The following is a 19,749-nucleotide window of genomic DNA, read 5'->3' as shown; positions in this document are numbered from 1 at the left end:
ATTCCTGAACCCGTGGCCGGAACAAAACCACGCCTGCTACCCCGCCTGGCCGCACTGGCTCTGGCTTGCACGCTCGCCTTGCCGGCGCTGGCGGCGCCGCCGCGCACCCTGCGTTTCGAGCAGCTGGACGTGGACGATGGCCTGGCGCAGGAATCGGTGCTGTCGATTGTGCAGGATCGCCAGGGCTTCATGTGGTTTGGCAGCCAGGCCGGCCTGAGCCGCTTTGACGGCTACAAAGTCACCGTCTACCGTAATATCGTGGGCGATGCGCGCAGCCTGTCGGAAAACTGGGTCGGCGTGCTGCACATCGATCCTCGCGGCCGCATGTGGGTCGGCACCGACGGCGGCCTTGACCTGTTCGACCCGCGCTCGCAAGCCTTCCTGCACTACCTGCCGCGCGAACCGGAAAAGCGCGGCAGCGGCAACCGCCATATCAAGGCCATCATCGACGACGGCCACGACGGCCTGTGGATAGGCACCGCCGACGGTTTGCAGCATTTCGATCCCGCCACCGGCAATTTCGAAATTTACCACCACGAGCGCGGCAACTCCGGCAGCCTGGGGCACGACCAGGTCAACGCCCTCGCGCGCGACAAACAGGGCAGGGTGTGGATTGCGACTTCGGTCGGTATCGACATGCTGGAACCTGGTTCGCGCAACTTCGTCCATTACCCGCTGCTGGCGGCCGGTGCACGCGGCGCCCAGTCCTTGCTGGTGGACCGCGACCAGGTGCTTTGGGTCGGCACGCAGAATGGCATCGAGCGCTGGTCGCTGGACGGCAAATACCCGCAGCGCCGCATGCTTGGCGCGGCGCAAGGCCTGCCGCAAGGGACGATCAAGAAGATTTACCAGGACCAGGACGGCTCGCTGTGGGTTGGCAGCCAGACCAGCGGCATGTTCCGCTGGCGCCCGGAAGACGACCGCTTCGTGCAATACCGCCACCAGCAGGGCGACCCGCACAGCGTGGCGGACAATTACGTCTACTCGCTGTACCGCGATAACGTAGGCACGCTGTGGGTGGGCACCTGGTATCGGGGCGTGAGCCGGGTCGACCTGGGCAGCGGCGGTTTCTCGCGCCTGGTCAAGGATCCCGGCCAGCCTTCCACGCTGTCCGATAACAAGGTCCGAGCGCTGGTCGACGCCGGCGACGGCAAGATTTGGGTCGGCAATAGCGACGGCCTGAATTACTTCGACCCGGTGGCCGGCAAGACGGACCTGTACCGTCCGGGAACCGGCAGCGACAGGCTTGAGTCCGAGATTACGGCCCTGATGCAGGACCCGCGCGACCGCAACCTGCTGTGGGTGGGCGGCCGTTACGGCGTGCGCCGCTTCGACATCAAGGCGCGCCGTTTTGGGCCGCTGATCCTGTCGCATGGCGATCCGGAAAACGACGTGGTCCGCTACCTCTACGGCGACCGCGAAGGCATGATCTGGGCTTCCACCCGCACCGGCCTGCACCGCATCGACCCAGTCAGCAGCAACGTGCAAACCTACCGCCATGACCCGGCCGACATCAACAGCCTGGCCGACAGCGTAGTGCGTCCGGTGCTGGAAGACCGGCGCGGCAACCTGTGGGTAGGTACCTTCAACGGCCTTGACCTGCTGGACCGCAAGAGCGGCCGCTTCACGCATTACCGCAACAATCCGAACGACCAGGGAAGCTTGAGCCACAACGAGGTGCATTACCTGTTCGAGGATGAGAACGACACGCTGTGGGTCGGCACCGCGTCGGGCCTGAACCGGATGGAGCGCCGCGCCGACGGCAGCCTGCATTTCCGCCGCTTCCTACGCAAGGACGGCTTGGCCGACGACGCCATCGCCGGCATCCTGCCGGACAATGGCAAGTACTTGTGGCTGTCGACCAATACCGGCATATCTCGCCTGGACATGGGCAACGGCCAGGTGCGCAATTATTCCGGCGTGGACGGCACCATCGAAGGCGCCTATTTCGACGGCTCCGCCTTGCGCGCGGCTGACGGCACCCTTTACTTCGGCGGTTTCAACGGCATCACTGCATTCGATCCGAAGGAAGTGCGCGAGAACAGCGCGGCGCCGACGGCAGTCATTACCGACTTCCAGATCTTCAATAAGCCGGTACGCCCGGGGCAGGCTGGCGTCAACAGGGGCGTACTGCAACAGGCGATTGAATACACCAGCGCCTTGTCGCTGCGCGAGGGCGACTCCGTGTTCTCGCTGGAATTCGCGGCGCTGCATTACGCCGCGCCGCAGCGCAACCGCTTCGCCTACCAGTTGGTGGGCTTCGACAAGGACTGGGTGGTGACCGACGCCGGCAAGCGTTTCGCCACCTATACCAACCTTGATCCCGGCACTTACCAGTTCCGCGTCAAGGCGGCCAATAAGGACGGCATCTGGAGCGATAATGCCGCCTCGCTGTCGATCACCATTGCGCCGCCGTTCTGGAAAACCTGGTGGTTCCGCCTGATGATGCTTGCGACCTTGCTGGGCGGCGCCTGGGCGGCTTACCACATGCGCGTGCGCGTGCTGCGCCGCCAGCAGCAGCGCCTGGAGCAGCAGGTCGGCTTGCGCACCGCCGAAGTGGAGTTGAAGAACCAGCTGCTGCTGGAGCAAAAGCGCGAGCTGGAACAGCGCGACAAGCACCTGTCGCAGGCCAAACAGCGCGCGGAAGATGCAACACGGCAGAAGTCCGAATTCCTGGCCAATATGAGCCACGAAATGCGTACCCCGCTGGCCGGCGTGATCGGCATGCTGGGCTTTGCATTGCGCGACCATGCGCTGGCTGAACGTACGCGCGATCAGATCGAGCGCGGTCAGGGCAATGCACAGTCGCTGCTCGCCATCATTAACGACCTGCTCGATTTCTCGAAGATCGAAGCGGGCAAGCTGAAGATCGAATCGGTCGACTTTGCGCTGGCCAGCCTGGTGGAAAATGTGGTCAGCCTGTTCGCCGAGCAGACCATGACCAACACGGTGGGCTTCGAAGTCGATTTCGCCGAAGACTTGCCGGACTTCGTGAAGGGCGACCCGACCCGCCTGCGCCAGGTGCTGGTCAACCTGGTCGGCAACGCCTTCAAGTTCACGGAGCGCGGCAAGGTCTCGCTGCGTGTGGAATGTGAGAGCAGCGGGCCGGAAGGACACCATATCCGCTTCATCGTGGAAGACACCGGGATCGGCATCCCGCCCGATGCCTTGCCGCGCCTGTTCCAGAAATTCGAACAGGGCGACACCACGACAACGCGCCGCTACGGCGGCACCGGCCTTGGCCTGGCGATCAGCAGCCAGCTTGTGGAATTGATGGGCGGTGCGATTGAAGTGGTCAGCGCGCCCGGCGCCGGCTCCACCTTCGCCTTTACCATCCCGCTGCGCGACGGCGTGGCGCCGCCGCTGGCGCCGCATGTGGCGCGCGAACCGCACACGCACCAGTTGCGCGTACTGTGCGCGGAGGACTTCCCGACCAACCAGATCATCATCCGCATGATGCTGGAAGATATGGGACACAAGGTTGATATTGCCGGCAATGGCGTGCTGGCGCTGGCCGCCTGCGCCCAGCAGCGCTACGACCTGGTGCTGATGGACGGCCGCATGCCGGAAATGGATGGCGCTACCGCCACGCGCCTGATCCGCTCCGGGGGGCCGCGCGAAGCGCCGGTGCTGGACCCTTACCTGATGATCGTGGCGGTGACCGCCAACGCCAGCGACGAAGACCGCAGCCGCTACCTGGCGTCCGGCATGGACGACTTCCTGACCAAGCCTATCGACGAAGGCGCCTTGCACACGCAAGTGGAGCGCGCCATCGAGCGCCAGCTGGCTCGCGGGAAAAAGCTGCCGCGCATGCGCGGGCCGGTGGAGTCGCGCCCTTCGGTGGCGGACCTGGACGCCATGTTCGGCGTAGTCGACGAGGCGCCGCCGGAACCGATGTCGGCCCAGTCGGGACAAGCCCTCAAGCTGCGCCTGCGCGACGCCTTCATCGCCGACCTGCCGGAGCGCCTGCGTGAAATGGACCAGGCGCTGGCCGCTGCCGATGCCGATGCGGCGGGCCGCCTGTTCCACGGCATGAAGGGCAGCGCCGCCTATCTGGAAGAAGCGGAATTGCAAGCACTGTGCGGGGAACTGGAAAAAGCAGCCGACCGCGCCATGTGGCAGGCGATCCGCGACAAGCTTCCGCGTTTGCGGGTACTGTTGGACCACGTTGTTTCACCAACGCGCTATTAAAACCGGAGAGAAGATGAAAGTATTGGTAGTCGACGACGATGTAGTCTCGCGCATGGTGCTGATGCACCTGATCGATGGTTGCGGCAAGTTCGAAATCATCGAAGCGGAAGACGGCGCCGACGCCTGGCAGCAGCTGGAAGGCGGCCTGCGCCCGGGGATCATTTTCTGCGACCTGCGCATGCCGCGCCTGTCGGGCCTGGAGTTGCTGCAGCGCGTGCGCGCGCATGACGACCTGGCGCAGGAGCCCTTCGTGCTGGTGTCGTCCGCCACCGACAAGGACACGGTGCAGCAAGCCACGCAGGCTGGCGCCACCGGCTATATCGTCAAACCGTTCCAGTCCGACCAGGTGCGGGCCCACCTTGGCGCCTTCCTCGACCAGGCGGCCAACGGCTACGAACACCTTGCGGAGGAGCCGTCCGCCACCCTGGCGCGGCTGGGGATTGGCGCCGACCGCCTGCTGGTCTACCTGGCCGGTTTCCAGAACCAGCTGACGGCGGCCAGCACTGAACTCGATGCACTGCTGTCCCGCAACGAACAGGCGGAGGCCGGCGTGCGCCTTGAGCGCCTGTACACCGGCTGCACCACGCTGGGACTGCGCGGCGCGGCCGATGCGTTGAAGCCTTTGATGGGCGGCCATGCCAGTAACGAGGCGGTGCAAGCGGCGCTGACCGACGTGATCCGGGCGGTGCTGCACCAATCCTCGCTGGTGCGACAGGGGTAGGGTGTTGTTGTTTTAGCCTTGTGGATAATATATTTTAGGTTTAAAGTAGTCTGCACTTGACTAAGCAGGCTGACTTCAACACCTTACCCAGGCGATCATGAACAGACCCACTGCAGCAGAGCAGAGCGCGCATCTCGACCAGTTCGCGCGCCAGCACCTTCCGCCATTCGATCAATGGCCGGACCTGGTATTCGACCTTCCTGAATTGCAGTATCCGGCGCGCCTGAACTGCGTTGGCGAAATCCTCGACAAGGCGGTGGCAGAAGGCCGCGGCGAGCGCCTGGCGCTGCGCGGCGACGGCATCAGCTGGACTTACGCCGAACTGCAGCAGCAGGTGGACCGCATCGTCAATGTGCTGCGTGGGTCTATGGGACTGGTGCCCGGCAACCGCGTGCTGCTGCGTGGCGCCAATCATCCAATGATGGCCGCCGCCGTGCTGGCGGTGCTGAAGGCAGGCCTGATCGCCGTGCCGACCATGCCGCTGCTGCGCGCGCGCGAACTGGGCGTCATCATGCAGAAGGCGCAGGTACAGGCGGTACTGTGCGCGCACGCGCTGCGCGAAGAAATCGAGGCGGCGCCGAATCGCCCTGACCGCACCTTCTGGTTCAATGTTCCGGCTGATGCCGCCGCTACGGACCGATCCCTTGATGCGCTGATGGCGTCGCAGCCTTCGAATGCAGCCGCTTGCGACACGGCGGCCGACGATATTTGCCTGATCAGCTTCACCTCCGGCACCACGGGCGTCCCGAAAGGCACCATGCACTTCCATCGCGACGTGCTGGCTATTTGCGACTGCTTCCCGCGTCACATCCTCAAGTCCAGCGCCGACGACCTGTTCATTGGAACGCCGCCGCTGGCCTTTACCTTCGGCCTCGGTGGCCTGCTGCTATTCCCGCTGCGGGTTGGCGCCGCTGCCGTGCTGCTGGAAAAGCTGACGCCGGATACGCTGCTGCAGGCGATTGAAAAGTACCGCGCCACGATCTGCTTCACCGCACCGACGTTTTACCGCCAGATGGCCGTGCAAGCCAACCAGCATGACCTCTCCAGCCTGAAGAAGTCCGTATCGGCAGGGGAGGCGTTGCCAGTGGCCACGCGCGAGGCATGGCAGCAGGCGACTGGCCTGCGCATGATCGACGGCATCGGCGCCACGGAAATGCTGCACATCTTCATCTCCGCCGCCGGCGACGACATCCGCCCCGGCGCCACCGGCAAACCGATTCCCGGTTACCGTGCCTGCGTGCTCGATAACAAGGGCCAGGCGGTTGGTCCCGGCGTCGTCGGCCGCCTTGCAGTGAAGGGCCCGACCGGCTGCCGCTATATGGACGATCCGCGCCAGCGCGACTACGTGCTGAATGGCTGGAACCTGACCGGTGACGCCTACGAGATGGATGCCGACGGCTACTTCTTCTACCGTTCGCGCACGGACGACATGATCATTTCGGCCGGCTACAACATCGCTGGCCCGGAAGTGGAAGACGCCTTGCTGCGCCATCCGGCCGTGGCAGAATGCGGCGTGGTGGGCAAGCCCGATGAAGAACGCGGGCAAATTGTGGAAGCGCATATTGTGTTGAAGCCCGGCTCCGAACCGTCGCCTGAAATGGCGGCGCAATTGCAGGACTTCGTCAAAGAGCAGATCGCGCCGTACAAATATCCGCGCTCGATCCGCTTCCTGTCTTCGCTGCCGCGCACCGAAACCGGCAAGCTGCAACGCTTCAAACTCCGTAGCACCTGAGGAAACGCATGAATATCGTCTGTATTGGCGGCGGTCCGGCCGGCCTGTATTTTGCCCTGTTGATGAAAAAGCAGGACCCGTCGCACCGCATCGTGGTGGTGGAGCGCAACCGGCCTTACGATACCTTCGGCTGGGGCGTGGTGTTTTCCGACCAGACGCTGGGCAACCTGGTGGCGGCGGATGAAAAGACTGCGCGCGAAATCCTGCAGGCTTTCAATCACTGGGACGATATCGACGTTTTCTTCAAGGGCCGGAAAGTCACCTCCGGCGGCCACGGATTCTGCGGTATCGGCCGCAAGCGCCTGCTGAACATCCTGCAGCAGCGCTGCGAAGAGTTGGGCGTGGAGCTGGTGTTCGAAACCGACGTGCAGGATGACCAGGAGCTGGCGGCGCGCTACAACGCCGACCTCGTAATCGCTTCCGATGGCCTGAACTCGCGCGTCCGCACGCGCTATGAGCCGACCTTCCAGCCGATGATCGAAGCGCGCCAGTGCCGCTTTGTGTGGCTGGGTACGACCAAGAAGTTCGACGCCTTCACCTTCGACTTCCAGCAGACGGAGCATGGCTGGTTCCAGGCCCACATCTACCAGTACGACGGCGAGACGTCGACCTTCATCATCGAAACGCCGGAGTCGGTGTGGCGCGCGGCGGGGCTGGAGGACATGTCGCAGGAAGAGGCGCTGGCCTGGTGCGAGAAGTTGTTCGCAGACAGGCTGGAAGGGCACAAGCTGATGTCCAACGCTTCCCACCTGCGCGGATCGAACGTGTGGATCAAGTTCCCGCGCATCGTCTGCCGGAAGTGGGTGCACTGGAATGGCGATACGCCGGTGGTGTTGATGGGGGATGCCGCCCACACCGCGCACTTCTCGATCGGCTCCGGCACCAAGCTGGCGCTGGAAGATGCGATTGAACTGGCGCGTTGTTTTGCCACGCATGGCGCGCCCGCCCCTGCGCTAGCCGCCTATGAGGAAGTGCGTGCCGTTGAAGTGCTGAAGATCCAGAGTGCGGCCCGCAACTCGATGGAATGGTTCGAGAATGTTCAGCGCTACACCGCGATGGAGGCGCCGCAGTTTGCCTACTCGATGCTGACCCGCAGCCAGCGCCTGTCGCATGAAAACCTGAGGGTACGCGACAAGGACTACGTGGCCGGCTTCGAGCGCTGGCTGGCCGAGCGCGCGTTCACCCAGTCCGGGGCGCCAATACCCGCCGCCGGACGTGCGCCGGTCCCGCCGATGTTCACGCCCTTCAAGGTACGCGAACTGGTCCTGAAGAACCGCATCATCGTATCGCCAATGGCGCAATACAGCGCCGTCGATGGCTGTGTCGGCGACTGGCACATGGCCCACCTGGGTTCGCGCGCCATGGGTGGAGCTTCGCTGGTGATGGCCGAGATGACCTGCGTTTCGGCCGACGCGCGAATCACCCCGTTCTGCCCTGGCATGTATGCGCCGGCGCACACCATGGCCTGGAAGCGTATCGTCGATTTCATCCACCACAATACGGATGCAAAGATTGGCCTGCAGTTGGGCCATGCCGGCGCCAAGGGCTCGACGCGCGCAATGTGGGATGGCATCGACCTTCCGCTGGACAAGGGCAATTGGCCGCTGATGGCCGCGTCGCAGCAACAATACCTGGACGGTGTCTCGCAGCTTGCGCACGCCGCGACCGAAGAAGATTTGCGCCGCATCGAGGCCGACTTTGTGCGCGCCACTCTGGCAGCGGAGGAGGCGCGCTTCGACTGGATCGAACTGCACTGCGCGCACGGCTATTTGCTTTCTTCGTTCATCTCGCCGCTGACCAACCATCGCAGCGATGAATATGGCGGCTCGCTGGAAAACCGCTGCCGTTTTCCGCAGCAGGTGTTCGCGGCCATGCGCGCGGTGTGGCCGTCGCACAAGCCAATGAGCGTGCGCATTTCGGCGCATGACTGGGTCGAAGGCGGCATCACGCCTGACGACGCGGTGCAGATTGCGCGTCTGTTCAAGGAGGTAGGGGCGGACATGATCGACTGCTCGTCGGGGCAAGTCAGCAAGCAGGAAAAGCCGATCTTCGGGCGCATGTTCCAGACGCCGTTCGCGGACCGCGTGCGGAATGAGGCTGGTATTCCGACTATTGCGGTGGGCTCGATTTTTGAAGCCGATCACGCCAACGGCATCATTGCTGCCGGCCGCGCGGACTTGTGTGCAGTTGGCCGCCCGCACCTCGCCAATCCGGCGTGGACGCTGGCGGAGGCGGCCAAGCTTGGCTACACGCCGGTGAGCTGGCCGAAACAGTACCTGGCCGGCAAGCAGCAGCTTGAACGCAACCTTGAGCGGGAACGCCAGTTGGCCGCTGCCAGCGCAGGGTTGTCGCCGCAGCAGGTTGCAGCCAAGCTGCTGGAGGGCTGAGCGATGCAACTGCAAGGTCGCCACGCATTTATTACGGGCGGAGGACGCGGCATCGGCCTCGCCTGCGCCCGCGCGCTGCTCGCGCAAGGCGCCAGCGTAACCATTGCCGGGCGCGACGCCAGCGTTCTCGAACGCGCGGCTGCTGCAATGCGCGCCGAAACCGTGCAGACCGGGAAAACCGGTAAACCGGGGTCCGACCCGCAGGGTCAGACCCCTGCTGCGCTACCGCCGCGGGTGGGCGTCTGCGTGCTTGACGTCACCGATGAAGCGGCTGTGCACGCGGCTTTTGCGGCGGCCGCGCAGCAGCTCGGACCAATTGCCATCCTGGTGAACAACGCAGGCCAGGCGCATCCAGCGCCGTTTGCAAAGACCACGAGCCAGCTCTGGCAGCAAATGCTCGACGTGAACCTGACCGGCGCCTTCCACTGCACCCAGGCGGCGCTGCCGCAGATGCTTGAGCAGGGCTGGGGGCGAATCGTCAACATCGCCTCCACCGCCGGCCTGAAAGGCTATAAATACGTCAGCGCTTACGTCGCCGCCAAACACGGTTTGGTGGGCTTGACCAAGGCACTGGCGCTGGAGCTGGCGACGAAGAACATCACGGTCAACGCCGTCTGTCCCGGCTACACCGAAACCGACATCGTGCAGGACGCCATCGCCAACATCATGCAAAAAACCGGCCGCAGTGAAGAGCAAGCGCGCGCTGAACTGGCTGCAGGCAACCCCCAGCAGAAGCTGGTGCAGGTTGAAGAAGTCGCCAACGCTGTGGCATGGCTCTGCCAACCCGAATCAAGCGCAATGACCGGCCAATCCATCGCCGTCGCCGGCGGTGAAGTCATGTAAGGAAACCAGCACAATGCAACTAGACCTGGAAAGCCGCCTGACCAACGACCACCATCAATCACTCAAGCTGTGGCTGCGCATGCTCTCCTGCACCACAAAGATTGAGACTGAAATCCGCAGCCGCCTGCGCACCGAGTTCGGCATTACGCTGCCGCGCTTCGACCTGATGGCCCAGCTCGAGCGTCACCCAGAAGGCCTGCGTATGGGCGAACTCTCCAAGCGCATGATGGTCACCGGCGGCAACGTCACAGGCATCACCGACCAGCTGGAGCAGGAAAACCTGGTCGTGCGCGTGCCCGACCCGAAAGACGGCCGCGCCTTCAGCGTCAAGCTCACACCTGCTGGTCGCAAGGCCTTCACGCAAATGGCCGAAGTCCACGAAAACTGGATCGCCGAACTGCTGCAAGACATTTCGCAAGAAGACAAAGGACAGCTGATCGACCTGCTGTCGCAAATGAAGGGCCACCTCTACGCCCGCGAAGACAAGGACAAACCATGAAATACCTGCAAGGGGAAGCGCAAAACCTGCCAGGCAACCGTGCGCAATTCGCCGGCTACCAGGCCAAACACTTCCAGTTCACGGTGGAGCAGGGCGTCGCCACGCTCACCCTGGACCGACCGGAGCGCAAGAATCCGCTCACCTTCGACTCCTACGCCGAGCTGCGCGAATTGTTCCGCGCACTGGCCTACGCCGACGATGTCAAAGTGATCGTCATCACCGGCGCTGGCGAAAACTTCTGCTCCGGCGGCGACGTGCACGAGATCATCGGCCCGCTCACCAAGCTCGATATGCCAGGCCTGCTGGCCTTCACCCGCATGACCGGCGACGTGGTGAAAGCCATGCGCGCCTGCCCGCAGCCCGTCATTGCCGCGATTGACGGCGTGTGCGCCGGCGCCGGCTCCATGCTGGCATTGGGCTCCGACATCCGCCTCGGCACGGAACGCAGCAAGACCGCATTCCTTTTCACCCGCGTCGGCCTGGCCGGCTGCGATATGGGCGCCTGCGCGCTGCTGCCACGCGTGATCGGCCAGGGCCGCGCCGCCGAACTGCTGTATACCGGCCGTTCCATGTCAGGCACGGAAGGCGAGCGCTGGGGCTTCTTCAACAGCCTGCACGCACCGGAAAGCCTGCTCGCCGCCGCCCAAGCCTTCGCGCAAGGCCTGGCGGACGGCCCAACCTTCGCCCACGGCATGACCAAGAAAATGCTGCAGCAGGAATGGAATATGGGTGTAGACGAAGCCATCGAAGCCGAAGCACAGGCGCAAGCCATCTGCATGGCCACCAACGACTTCCACCGCGCCTACCACGCTTTCGTCGCGAAACAGAAACCATTATTCGAGGGCGACTGATATGGCCGACAAATCCTACCTTGGCTGGCCGTTCTTCGAACCGCGTCACGCCGCACTCGAAAAAGAACTGGATGCATGGGCCGCTGAACACGTACGCGATGCCCATGGCAGAGACACCGACGCGCAATGCCGCGACCTGGTGCGCGCGTTGGGCGACGCCGGCTGGCTGCGCCGCGCCATCGGCGGCGCCGCATATGGCGGCACGCTGGACGCCATCGACACCCGCGCCATCTGCCTGATCCGCGAAACCCTGGCCCGCCACAACGGCCTGGCCGATTTCGCCTTCGCCATGCAGGGCCTGGGCTCCGGCGCCATCAGCCTGTTCGGCAGCGAGGCCAATAAACAAGCCTACCTGCCGCGCGTCGCAAAAGGGGAAGCGATTGCCGCCTTTGCACTGTCCGAACCGCAAGCCGGTTCCGATGTCGCCGCCATGCAATGCGCCGCCGTGCAGGATGGCGATCATTACGTGCTCGATGGCGAAAAGACCTGGATCAGTAACGGCGGCATCGCCGACTTCTACGTCGTCTTCGCCCGCAGCGGCGAGCAGCCGGGCGCTCGCGGCATCAGCGCCTTCATCGTCGACAAGGACACGCCAGGCTTCGAGATCGCCGAGCGCATCAACGTGATCGCCCCGCACCCGCTGGCACGCCTGAAGTTCACCGCTTGCCGCATCCCGGCGAGCAAGCGCCTGGGTGAAGGAGGGCAGGGTTTCAAGGTCGCCATGGCCACGCTGGACGTGTTCCGCACCTCCGTCGCCGCGGCCTCGCTGGGCTTCGCCCGCCGCGCGCTGGATGAAGCGTTGGCGCACGCACAAAGCCGCAGGATGTTCGGCCAGACCCTGGCCGACTTCCAGCTCACGCAAGCCAAGCTGGCGCAGATGGCAACCGGCGTCGATTCCTCGGCGCTGCTGACCTATCGCGCCGCCTGGCAGCGCGACCAGGGCCAGAAGGTCACGAAAGAAGCCGCGATGGCCAAGATGACCGCCACCGAAACCGCGCAGCAGGTGATTGACGCCGCCGTGCAAATGTTCGGCGGCATGGGCGTGGTCAGCGAACACCCGGTGGAGCGCCTGTACCGAGAAATCCGCGCCCTGCGGATTTATGAGGGCGCCACCGAAGTACAACAATTGATCATCGCGCGCGAACTGCTGCGCGAAGGCTGAAGGAGTTTCTATGCAAGTATTACAACCGCCAGGCTGGGCGCGTCCACGCGGCTATTCGAATGGCATCGCAGCCACGGGCCGCATAGTCTTTATCAGCGGCATGATCGGCTGGGACGCCAATGGCGAGTTCCAGACCGACGATTTCGCGGGGCAGGTGCGCCAGGCCATTGAAAATATCCTGGCCGTATTGAAGGAAGCCGGCGGCGGCCCTGAGCACATCGCCCGCATGACCTGGTACGTGGTGGACAAGCACGAATACATCGGCGCGTACAAAGACATCGGCGCCATCTACCGTGAGCTGATCGGAAAACACTACCCCGCCATGACTGCGGTCGAGGTAGCGGGCCTGCTTGAGCCGCGCGCCAGGGTGGAAATCGAAGTCACCGCAGTCGTGCCCGCGTAAATTGAGCGAAGTGCTATATTCCGGCCGTGGAGGTGAATGCCATGGCCAGACTTCTCCCGCGCCTGCTCGGCGCATTCTTACTGTTGATCCTGTCGACGGCGCAAGCGACAACGCCGCTGCTGACACCGTCGGACATTGCCTAGCTGAAGACTTGGCTGGGAGGTCCGTTCACACTGGTGCGCTTGTATGAAAAGCGCGACGGACAAACCGCAGCGGATTTCCACGCGGCGGTGGACGGCAAAGGCCGCACCATTACCGTGATGGAGGCGACCACCGAACTTGGGGAAACCTTCAAGGTCGGCGGCTATAACCCGCAAAGCTGGGATTCCTCAGGAGCCTTCCATATCACGACGGAAGATGAACTTCGCACCGGATTCCTGTTCAACCTAAGCTCGCGCCAGGTGCACCGCCAGACGCCGCGTACTTACGCGCTGGATACGGTTGGTTCCTTCCAGACCTGGAACGACGCCAGGACCGGTCCGGTATTCGGCGCCGGCCACGAACTGTACGTAGGAGGGGATTTGACGACCGGCGGCTACTCGTCGATGTATTCCTATATTGACCCCGCGCGCAGCGACTTCGATTCAAGCCTGCTCGATGGGCGTGACTATTCGGTGCCGAATGTCACTTACGGGGAAATGGAAGTGTGGCGCGTGTTCGCGGTGCCGGAGGCGGGAACGTGGATGATGCTGGTGGCGGGCCTGTGCGTGATCGGCTTCATGCGTTGGCCCCTAACTTTGCTTGTGGTCCCCCCGACTGGAATCTGATTCCGTTTAAAATCAAGTGCTTATATTATTGTGTCGTAAATGCGTCGTAGTTCGGGTCAGCAATCTACACAAGATTCGCTGGCCGTAGCATTTGCCATGTCGTGCCATATTGTGCCTGAGCGTAGCAAAATAGCATATTATCTGTGATACACTGCCCGCGCTTAACAAATCTGGCTAACGGCCTGATAACTATAGGGTTACCAATGACAGCTTCACAGTTCTTAGCAGTACCTCGCCGTACGGCGGTGCACTTTAAGAGAAACTTTGTCCGCAATGCGATCTGTGAGCTGCGATTCCCAACCCTGTTCGAGCTTGAGGCGGCGCGTCCTCCTCATGCGCTCTCAGCAGCAATGCGCAAGGACTTTCCGCACTATGAATTCCTAAACGGAATCAACATCAACGCTGGCAGTGTTGCGTCTGCGAATGCTCATATGTTTAAGTCGCGGAAGGGCGAGTGCCAAGTCACTGTTCGTTCATCTGCGATTACACTCGAAATGCAACAGTACCAATCTTTCGAGAACTTTGCAGTTTGGCTCGAAAGCCTGATCAAAGCAACAGCAGGCGTTATTGACAGCGATTTTTACACGCGTGTCGGCTTGCGATTCGTCAATGCGGTGCCTGTTCCGCGAGAGGCGAGGCTCGAGGATTGGATCCATCCGAAACTAATTGGAGGTCTTCCCGATGGGACATTCGGCTTAGTGAGCGAATATTCGCAACGGATTGCTGGCAAAATCGAAAATGGTGCCTACTTATTCCAGCATGGTGTCGGTGCAGTTATTGGTCAGCCAGCTATGGCTGTAGTCAACGATAGCAAAGTGGATTACGTGCTCGACTTTGATTTCTCGTGTGAAGATGTCTCGATTGGAGACGCAAAAAGCGTGGTTCAACAGCTGAACTCACGGATGTTTGATTTGTTCTATTGGAGCTTGGGAGCCAAGGCAATGGAGTATTTGGGATCATCCGGTAAGTAAGGGGGCACGCATGTTTGTTGATTACGTACCAATGGATTACTCTTCGACCAAGCCCGATCTGGTGTCATTTGCACCCGTTGGGCGTGGACAAGCCACCGAAGTAGCAAACGTTGAAGGTGCGAACCACACAGGTCGCGCTGCAAGTGGCGCCGAGTTCATTCGTCGCGTTAGCGACGGGACGTTTACTCTGCAAGAACTGCGGAATCGTGATCAAGGGACGGCTGCAGCACATTCGCAGGCCCCAGTATCTGACGACATGTTTCGAAATCGAACTGCTCTCCTTGTGCAGCAGCACAATGGCGTGAAGTCGCGAGAGAACTCGGTGCGCTTGAAAATGCTGACCGAGAGAATTCGAGTGTTGTCACCCAGCGTGGATAAAGAACAATTGGACGTACTGAGCGACATCGTTGATCAAGCGGAGTCAACATCTGATCGCCTGGCGCAAATAAGGAACCGCTTTAATTTGCGAGCATGACATTCAGTTACCCAAAGACTCGGCATGTGCGTACGCAGGCGCCTAGGGAGTATGCGAGCTACAAGTCGTATAAGCCGTTCCTGCGAGTTGAGTTTGAGCGCCGCTGTGTCTACTGCCGTATGCCTGACACGCTCAAGGAAGACCAGGCCCATTTCGGTGCAGATCATTACAAGCCGCAAAAGATATTCCCGCAATTAGCCACGGCCTACGCCAACCTCTTCTATTGCTGCAATCGATGCAATTCGCGGAAAGGAGAGTACTGGCCTGCTAATAACGAGGCTGACTCCAAGTTCATTCCGAACCCATGTGATCACTCAATGTGGGCGCATATGCGTTATCGTGGGCCAGAAGTTGAAGCGCGCACTGATGCCGGAGCGTTTACCGTTGAGTTACTTGACCTGAATGATCCGGAGCTCGTCGAGTACCGACGTGATGTAATGCACATGGTCGAGGTTATGGAAGATAAGATTTCCGAAAGCCGAGCCTTGCAGGTGGAGATACGTACGCTACGAGCGGCCGGAGGAATTTCCGATGCTGAGTTTGACGAGGCGATGATGGAAATTGAAGGCGAAATAAACAAATCTCGTCGCTCACTTTCTCGGCTGAAGGGTGAGTTGGCGCCACCTGCTATCCAGTGACTCAGCTACGATAAAAGTCAGGGGGCAGATTGCCCCCTGACTTTTTTCCAAGTGTTAGTGACGCTCTTGGTGCTGATTAACCCAGGCAATCACTTCTGAGGCCTTATAGAGGGGCTGTGCGCGGCCTCCTTTGGTCGGCAGGCGTATGGCCTTGGGAAAGGACGGCACACACGCCATGCGCTCGCGTACGACCTGTGGATCGCGTTTTAGGTATGCTGCAATCGTGGCAATGTCCCAAAGATCGATAGACAGTGGAATCGCAGGGCGGATCTGCTTTGCCACTGCCTCGGCAAGCATTGTGATCATGTCGATTTCTTGAGTTGCTGTCGCGTTCATGCAGCGCCTTTCTTGTCTTCAGTTGCAACCTGGTTGGTACGCTCCGATTCGGCGAGGAGCTGTTCCAGGTGCTCAATATGGTCTGCGGCCTCCAGATCCAGTGCTGGTGGCTTGATGCGACTTTGGCCGGCGACTGTGCGTAATCGGCGGACAAGATCGCGGCTTACCCCGGCGCGCGGGCCGTATGCCACGCTGTTTTTTTGCTGAGCGAGGTATAGCTTCGACATGCTCATTACCGCGCCGCGCTCTGCATTACGCTTGAGATCCTGGTCGATCACGCCGCGTTCCTGCAGATCTGCCATGGCGTGAAGTAACGTGGACATTGGTGCGAAATGGTGCAGCGTGTTAAGAACCTCGCCGGCAGCGTGCAGTTCACTCGCCAAACTGGCAATTACCCGGTGTGCCGGCACTGGCTTGGCCGGTGCCACGGTCGTCGTATGGTTGTTAAATGCGTTCATATGGTTTCTATCGACAGACTTGGTTAAGTGGTCGCCATCAGCGTGATCAACGTACTGATGGCGGCAAGGATCGCGAACATGATTACGTCCAGAATCCGTTCGTTGCTCATCGTTCAGGCCCTTGGCGGCGTTGGGAAGGGCCAAGCTTCGGCGGGAGTCAGTGCGGCAGCTGCTTGCGCGGCGCGATCCTTCTTTACTTTGACGATAGGGCCTGCGGAATCTTGTTTCAGGCCTTCAGTCTTCGTCTTCAATGAGATCGTCTTGCGTGGCGCTGCCTCTTCGGCGGCTTCGTCGGTACCTGCGGTCTTGGCTGGTCCCTTCGTTTCTTTCTTTTGCCAGCCATCAGTGCTGAAGAAGTAGCCGAGGCTATTGGCTGCAGCTTCTACGTTGCCCAAATGGTGCGGAGCCTTGTCGATGATGTGCGCAGCGACTGCGGCCAGGTGGTCGGCGTTGGCGGCCACAACTTCGCGAACATCTTGAGCGTTGTGCAGGCCTTCAACATCGATGCTTGCCACAGCCAGATCCGCAGGGGTGACGTCGACGCCTTCGGCCTTCGCCATTGTCTCCATGGCCAGCACAGTCGCACGTGGTTCATCGTCGAGATCCCAGGTAGACAGACTGAGACTTTCGCCGATGATCATGTCCATGAGCAGCAGCTGAACCGAAATCAAGTCGGCTTGATCAATGAAAGCACACAGGCCATCATCGCTACGATCTTGGAACGGGTACAGGTCGCCGATCAAGTCGTCAGGTAGGCTATGGTCTGGGCTGTCTAGCACTAACGCCTTGGTCAGTTCGCGTAGCATGTGCAGGGTCACGCCGCTGGCAGCACGTGCACGAAGCTTGCGATAGCGGATCACGCGTTCTTGCGTGATGGCATCGCATTGCTTCTGGCGGTCCTCGCGCTCCTGTTGCTGCTTCTGCATTGCTTCCTGTTGCTTCGTCAGCTTAATTGCCTTCGATGGGTCGGCAGCCTCTTCCTTCAACCGTGCCGCGCGAACGCTTTCAGTTTCGCAGGCGCCTTTCTTCTCCAGTGCGACCTGGACGTCTTTGCGCTTGTAGACTGCGACAACCTCACCGTCGGAGTCTTTGATGTACTTGACTGGCTTGGGGCGTTCATCTGTGGACAGCAAGTCTTCGACGTAACCGCTCATGCCAGTAGCTGGGGCTACGCGTTCGAAGGAACTTAAGTGAGAGGTGCCAATTACAAAAGCGCCGCTGCTGCTCCAAGTGGTGCTACGCAGCTCGGTCGCTTCCTTGCCTTCAAGAACTGGGATGCCGCGCTTATTCGCGTGCACGATGATGGCCTGATAGTGGGCCGCAGTCTTCTCTTGGAAACAGTCTGGGTCGGTGCAAATATTGGCGTGTTTGGCGTCGGCGTAGATTTCGGGCTGATTGCCGGCCCGCTTCGGGCACTTCGTACAATTGCCAGCGGTGGCCAGCAGCTTCGCGTCTTTCGAGTCGAACGGGGCTTCGGCCAGATCTAGGGTATAGCGCCGGGCGATGTATTCCGCTGCAGCGCGATACGACATGGTTTCACCGTTGTATTGCGGCGCCATGATTTCGCTCAGGGCCTTGTCCTGCAACTCTGGCGTTGGGATGCGTGCAATCAGCAGCGCCGTGGAAGCGGGGAAGCGCTTGATATCGTCCAGGAACAGTTCGCGTGCCTTAAGCGACAGCGCGCACAGCTTCAGGCGTCCATACACATACGAGCGGCTTTGCTTGACCTTTACGGCCAACTGGTCGGCGTTGTAGCCGTGCTTCAGCATCAACTGCTCGAAGCCGATCGCTTCTTCCAGCGGATGTGGGTTCTCGCGCTGGATGTTCTCCAGCAGCTGGATCTCGGCGGCCTGCTTATCGGACAAGTGCTTGATGCTGGCCGGCGCGCTGAACAGGCCTGCCATCACGGCTGCGCGGAAGCGACGTTCGCCGGCAACGATCTCCAGAATTTGCGGCGCTTCGAGGGTCGGGGTGACCGGGCGCATGAGGATCGGCTGCAGGATGCCGACTTCGGCGACGTTATCGGCCAGCTGCTGCAGCGCCTCCGGATTGAATCGCGTACGGTTGGTGTACGAAATGCGCACCAGGTGCAGCGGAATTTCGCGGTAGCCCTCTGCGATAAGCTCGTCGACAACGATCACCTGGTCGGCGGGAGCCGGGACAACCGGCGGCGGAAGGACAACAAGTTTGCTCATGGTAGGTCTCTCAGTTAATCGCGGTCATTGGCCGCAAGGGATTTGAAATCGGTGGTAGGAACGCGGCGTACGGGATGCTTGCGCGCATAGGTGCGCAACGCGCGGCCGATCGCCGGATCTTTAAGTGCCGCATCGAGCGGGCCGGAAACACGCAACGCGCGGTACGCCGCAGCTAGTGCCAGGTGATCCGGGTCTGCCGGCGTGACGGTGATGCCGCACGGCGTATCGCCCAGGCGCTCCAACTCGGCTTCCACTGCGCAGGCTGCATTGATGGCGCAGGTGCAGAACGTGGCCGTGCCGGCGCTGGTGCGCACCTTTACGTTGAACTCTTGCACCAAGTGGCTATGAATCGCGATCGCCTGGCGGAGGTCGTCAACAGTGGAGCCCAGCATGTCCGGGAAGCCTGCGCCTACAAGAAGGCTGTTGGCATTGGTAGCTGCGGTCTGCAGCGTCTGCATGCTGGCAAACAACGCCGATGCGTGATCGCTCAATGTGGACTCGGGGGCAGCCATGGTTGTGAAAGAGAGCGGTGCGTTCATTTCGCCACCTGCTTACCGAAAATGTGTGCAGACGTCTGCACACCGGAAGTCGTGCGTGCCGTGAGGTAGTCGTGACCACACAATCCAGCGAATGGGTCGGGCTCGGTTTTGATGATGCGAACTTCCCTCCTAGTTGCAAGGTCGCAGTACAGCAATGGGGCTTCATTACCATTTGAGTAAGTCACAGTGCTCTCCATCAGTTGAGGATGCACGAATATTACTAAACGGTAATTTAGTGTGTCAATACCAAATGGTAATAAATGGTGATAAGCGCGAGGAAAATTTTCGTGGAGACGAAAAAAAAACCGGCATCAAAGCCGGTTTGTGTTGTTTGTAGATTGCTTAATGCAAGTTACGAATGGCTAAAAGGATCTCTTTGGCCATGTCGCGAATTTCGATTGTTTGCTTGTGAACATCGGTGATGCTGGCATCGCGCGGTGTTGACGATAGCCGGGCAATCATTTCGGCATTTAGCGACCGCCCATTGGCTTTTGCTGCATCGCTCAGTTCTTTGTGGAGGTCTTCTGGTAGGCGCAAGCCGGACTTTATGGTTTTATTTCGAGTGGTCATCGCGCGATTTT

General features: G+C 61.0%; 18 protein-coding genes. 13 read left to right on the top strand and 5 right to left on the bottom strand.

The window, feature by feature from the left end; all coding sequences use genetic code 11:
* The first annotated feature begins 12 nt into the window (after nucleotides 1-12).
* The 13 genes from AC1RTP_RS21365 to AC1RTP_RS21305 all read left to right on the top strand — a co-directional run bounded on the left by AC1RTP_RS21365 (nucleotide 13) and on the right by AC1RTP_RS21305 (nucleotide 15,640).
* Nucleotides 13-4,191, top strand: coding sequence for a two-component regulator propeller domain-containing protein (locus AC1RTP_RS21365; protein ID WP_498610241.1), 4,179 nt, complete (start codon nucleotides 13-15; stop codon nucleotides 4,189-4,191).
* A 13-nt stretch (nucleotides 4,192-4,204) separates the two neighbouring features.
* The gene (locus AC1RTP_RS21360; protein ID WP_498610239.1) at nucleotides 4,205-4,912 is read left to right on the top strand and encodes a response regulator; all 708 of its coding nucleotides are present in this window, start codon (nucleotides 4,205-4,207) and stop codon (nucleotides 4,910-4,912) included.
* A 97-nt stretch (nucleotides 4,913-5,009) separates the two neighbouring features.
* Complete coding sequence (locus AC1RTP_RS21355) at nucleotides 5,010-6,644, top strand: benzoate-CoA ligase family protein (protein WP_498610238.1); 1,635 nt, start codon at nucleotides 5,010-5,012, stop codon at nucleotides 6,642-6,644.
* A gap of 8 nt (nucleotides 6,645-6,652) precedes the next feature.
* The gene (locus AC1RTP_RS21350; protein ID WP_498610236.1) at nucleotides 6,653-9,031 is read left to right on the top strand and encodes a bifunctional salicylyl-CoA 5-hydroxylase/oxidoreductase; all 2,379 of its coding nucleotides are present in this window, start codon (nucleotides 6,653-6,655) and stop codon (nucleotides 9,029-9,031) included.
* A 3-nt stretch (nucleotides 9,032-9,034) separates the two neighbouring features.
* Nucleotides 9,035-9,874, top strand: coding sequence for an SDR family NAD(P)-dependent oxidoreductase (locus AC1RTP_RS21345; RefSeq protein ID WP_498610235.1), 840 nt, complete (start codon nucleotides 9,035-9,037; stop codon nucleotides 9,872-9,874).
* Between the two features lie 13 nt (nucleotides 9,875-9,887).
* Entirely contained in the window at nucleotides 9,888-10,373 is a 486-nt protein-coding gene (locus tag AC1RTP_RS21340) for a MarR family winged helix-turn-helix transcriptional regulator (protein WP_498610233.1), read from the top strand.
* The gene (locus AC1RTP_RS21335) at nucleotides 10,370-11,224 is read left to right on the top strand and encodes an enoyl-CoA hydratase family protein (protein WP_498610231.1); all 855 of its coding nucleotides are present in this window, start codon (nucleotides 10,370-10,372) and stop codon (nucleotides 11,222-11,224) included. Before AC1RTP_RS21340 ends, AC1RTP_RS21335 begins: the two co-directional genes overlap by 4 nt.
* Before the next feature lies 1 nt (nucleotide 11,225).
* Nucleotides 11,226-12,386 (top strand): acyl-CoA dehydrogenase family protein, encoded by a 1,161-nt coding sequence (locus tag AC1RTP_RS21330; RefSeq protein WP_498610229.1) that lies wholly within the window; start codon nucleotides 11,226-11,228, stop codon nucleotides 12,384-12,386.
* A 10-nt stretch (nucleotides 12,387-12,396) separates the two neighbouring features.
* On the top strand, nucleotides 12,397-12,789 hold the full coding sequence (locus AC1RTP_RS21325) for a RidA family protein (RefSeq protein ID WP_498610228.1): 393 nt from the start codon (nucleotides 12,397-12,399) through the stop codon (nucleotides 12,787-12,789).
* Between the two features lie 143 nt (nucleotides 12,790-12,932).
* Nucleotides 12,933-13,556 carry a PEP_CTERM-anchored TLD domain-containing protein gene (locus tag AC1RTP_RS21320; RefSeq protein WP_498610447.1) on the top strand — a complete coding sequence of 208 codons (624 nt, stop codon included), beginning with the start codon at nucleotides 12,933-12,935 and terminating at the stop codon, nucleotides 13,554-13,556.
* Nucleotides 13,557-13,759: 203 nt separating this feature from the next.
* On the top strand, nucleotides 13,760-14,527 hold the full coding sequence (locus tag AC1RTP_RS21315; RefSeq protein ID WP_498610226.1) for a TIGR04255 family protein: 768 nt from the start codon (nucleotides 13,760-13,762) through the stop codon (nucleotides 14,525-14,527).
* Nucleotides 14,528-14,537: 10 nt separating this feature from the next.
* Nucleotides 14,538-15,002, top strand: coding sequence for a hypothetical protein (locus tag AC1RTP_RS21310; RefSeq protein WP_498610224.1), 465 nt, complete (start codon nucleotides 14,538-14,540; stop codon nucleotides 15,000-15,002).
* A 119-nt stretch (nucleotides 15,003-15,121) separates the two neighbouring features.
* The gene (locus AC1RTP_RS21305) at nucleotides 15,122-15,640 is read left to right on the top strand and encodes a hypothetical protein (RefSeq protein WP_498610222.1); all 519 of its coding nucleotides are present in this window, start codon (nucleotides 15,122-15,124) and stop codon (nucleotides 15,638-15,640) included.
* 54 nt (nucleotides 15,641-15,694) lie between these two features.
* Here the strand turns inward: AC1RTP_RS21305 and AC1RTP_RS21300 are convergent, their stop codons facing one another.
* The 5 genes from AC1RTP_RS21300 to AC1RTP_RS21280 form a co-directional block, all read right to left on the bottom strand.
* A complete protein-coding gene (locus AC1RTP_RS21300) occupies nucleotides 15,695-15,976 on the bottom strand; it encodes a hypothetical protein (protein ID WP_498610220.1) in 282 nt (93 codons plus the stop codon).
* Complete coding sequence (locus tag AC1RTP_RS21295; protein WP_498610218.1) at nucleotides 15,973-16,434, bottom strand: hypothetical protein; 462 nt, start codon at nucleotides 16,432-16,434, stop codon at nucleotides 15,973-15,975. Before AC1RTP_RS21295 ends, AC1RTP_RS21300 begins: the two co-directional genes overlap by 4 nt.
* A 113-nt stretch (nucleotides 16,435-16,547) precedes the next feature.
* On the bottom strand, nucleotides 16,548-18,629 hold the full coding sequence (locus tag AC1RTP_RS21290; RefSeq protein ID WP_498610217.1) for a ParB/RepB/Spo0J family partition protein: 2,082 nt from the start codon (nucleotides 18,627-18,629) through the stop codon (nucleotides 16,548-16,550).
* Between the two features lie 14 nt (nucleotides 18,630-18,643).
* A complete protein-coding gene (locus tag AC1RTP_RS21285) occupies nucleotides 18,644-19,168 on the bottom strand; it encodes a hypothetical protein (RefSeq protein WP_498610215.1) in 525 nt (174 codons plus the stop codon).
* Between the two features lie 342 nt (nucleotides 19,169-19,510).
* Nucleotides 19,511-19,738 carry an Arc family DNA-binding protein gene (locus AC1RTP_RS21280; protein WP_498610213.1) on the bottom strand — a complete coding sequence of 76 codons (228 nt, stop codon included), beginning with the start codon at nucleotides 19,736-19,738 and terminating at the stop codon, nucleotides 19,511-19,513.
* Nucleotides 19,739-19,749 lie beyond the last annotated feature (11 nt).

It is taken from the genome of Pseudoduganella sp. GW821-FHT11H04, assembly GCF_058807935.1.
Note: the sequence above shows the minus strand (reverse complement) of the source record. Positions and strands in the feature narration are given on the sequence as shown.

Bases quoted from the DNA above. Each gene is read 5' to 3' on its own strand.
- AC1RTP_RS21360 (WP_498610239.1), top strand. From the start codon at position 4,205: ATGAAAGTATTGGTAGTCGACGACGATGTAGTCTCGCGCATGGTGCTG.
- AC1RTP_RS21355 (WP_498610238.1), top strand. From the start codon at position 5,010: ATGAACAGACCCACTGCAGCAGAGCAGAGCGCGCATCTCGACCAGTTC.
- AC1RTP_RS21350 (WP_498610236.1), top strand. From the start codon at position 6,653: ATGAATATCGTCTGTATTGGCGGCGGTCCGGCCGGCCTGTATTTTGCC.
- AC1RTP_RS21345 (WP_498610235.1), top strand. From the start codon at position 9,035: ATGCAACTGCAAGGTCGCCACGCATTTATTACGGGCGGAGGACGCGGC.
- AC1RTP_RS21340 (WP_498610233.1), top strand. From the start codon at position 9,888: ATGCAACTAGACCTGGAAAGCCGCCTGACCAACGACCACCATCAATCA.
- AC1RTP_RS21335 (WP_498610231.1), top strand. From the start codon at position 10,370: ATGAAATACCTGCAAGGGGAAGCGCAAAACCTGCCAGGCAACCGTGCG.
- AC1RTP_RS21330 (WP_498610229.1), top strand. From the start codon at position 11,226: ATGGCCGACAAATCCTACCTTGGCTGGCCGTTCTTCGAACCGCGTCAC.
- AC1RTP_RS21325 (WP_498610228.1), top strand. From the start codon at position 12,397: ATGCAAGTATTACAACCGCCAGGCTGGGCGCGTCCACGCGGCTATTCG.
- AC1RTP_RS21315 (WP_498610226.1), top strand. From the start codon at position 13,760: ATGACAGCTTCACAGTTCTTAGCAGTACCTCGCCGTACGGCGGTGCAC.
- AC1RTP_RS21310 (WP_498610224.1), top strand. From the start codon at position 14,538: ATGTTTGTTGATTACGTACCAATGGATTACTCTTCGACCAAGCCCGAT.
- AC1RTP_RS21305 (WP_498610222.1), top strand. From the start codon at position 15,122: ATGCCTGACACGCTCAAGGAAGACCAGGCCCATTTCGGTGCAGATCAT.
- AC1RTP_RS21300 (WP_498610220.1), bottom strand. From the start codon at position 15,976: ATGAACGCGACAGCAACTCAAGAAATCGACATGATCACAATGCTTGCC.
- AC1RTP_RS21295 (WP_498610218.1), bottom strand. From the start codon at position 16,434: ATGAACGCATTTAACAACCATACGACGACCGTGGCACCGGCCAAGCCA.
- AC1RTP_RS21290 (WP_498610217.1), bottom strand. From the start codon at position 18,629: ATGAGCAAACTTGTTGTCCTTCCGCCGCCGGTTGTCCCGGCTCCCGCC.
- AC1RTP_RS21285 (WP_498610215.1), bottom strand. From the start codon at position 19,168: ATGAACGCACCGCTCTCTTTCACAACCATGGCTGCCCCCGAGTCCACA.
- AC1RTP_RS21280 (WP_498610213.1), bottom strand. From the start codon at position 19,738: ATGACCACTCGAAATAAAACCATAAAGTCCGGCTTGCGCCTACCAGAA.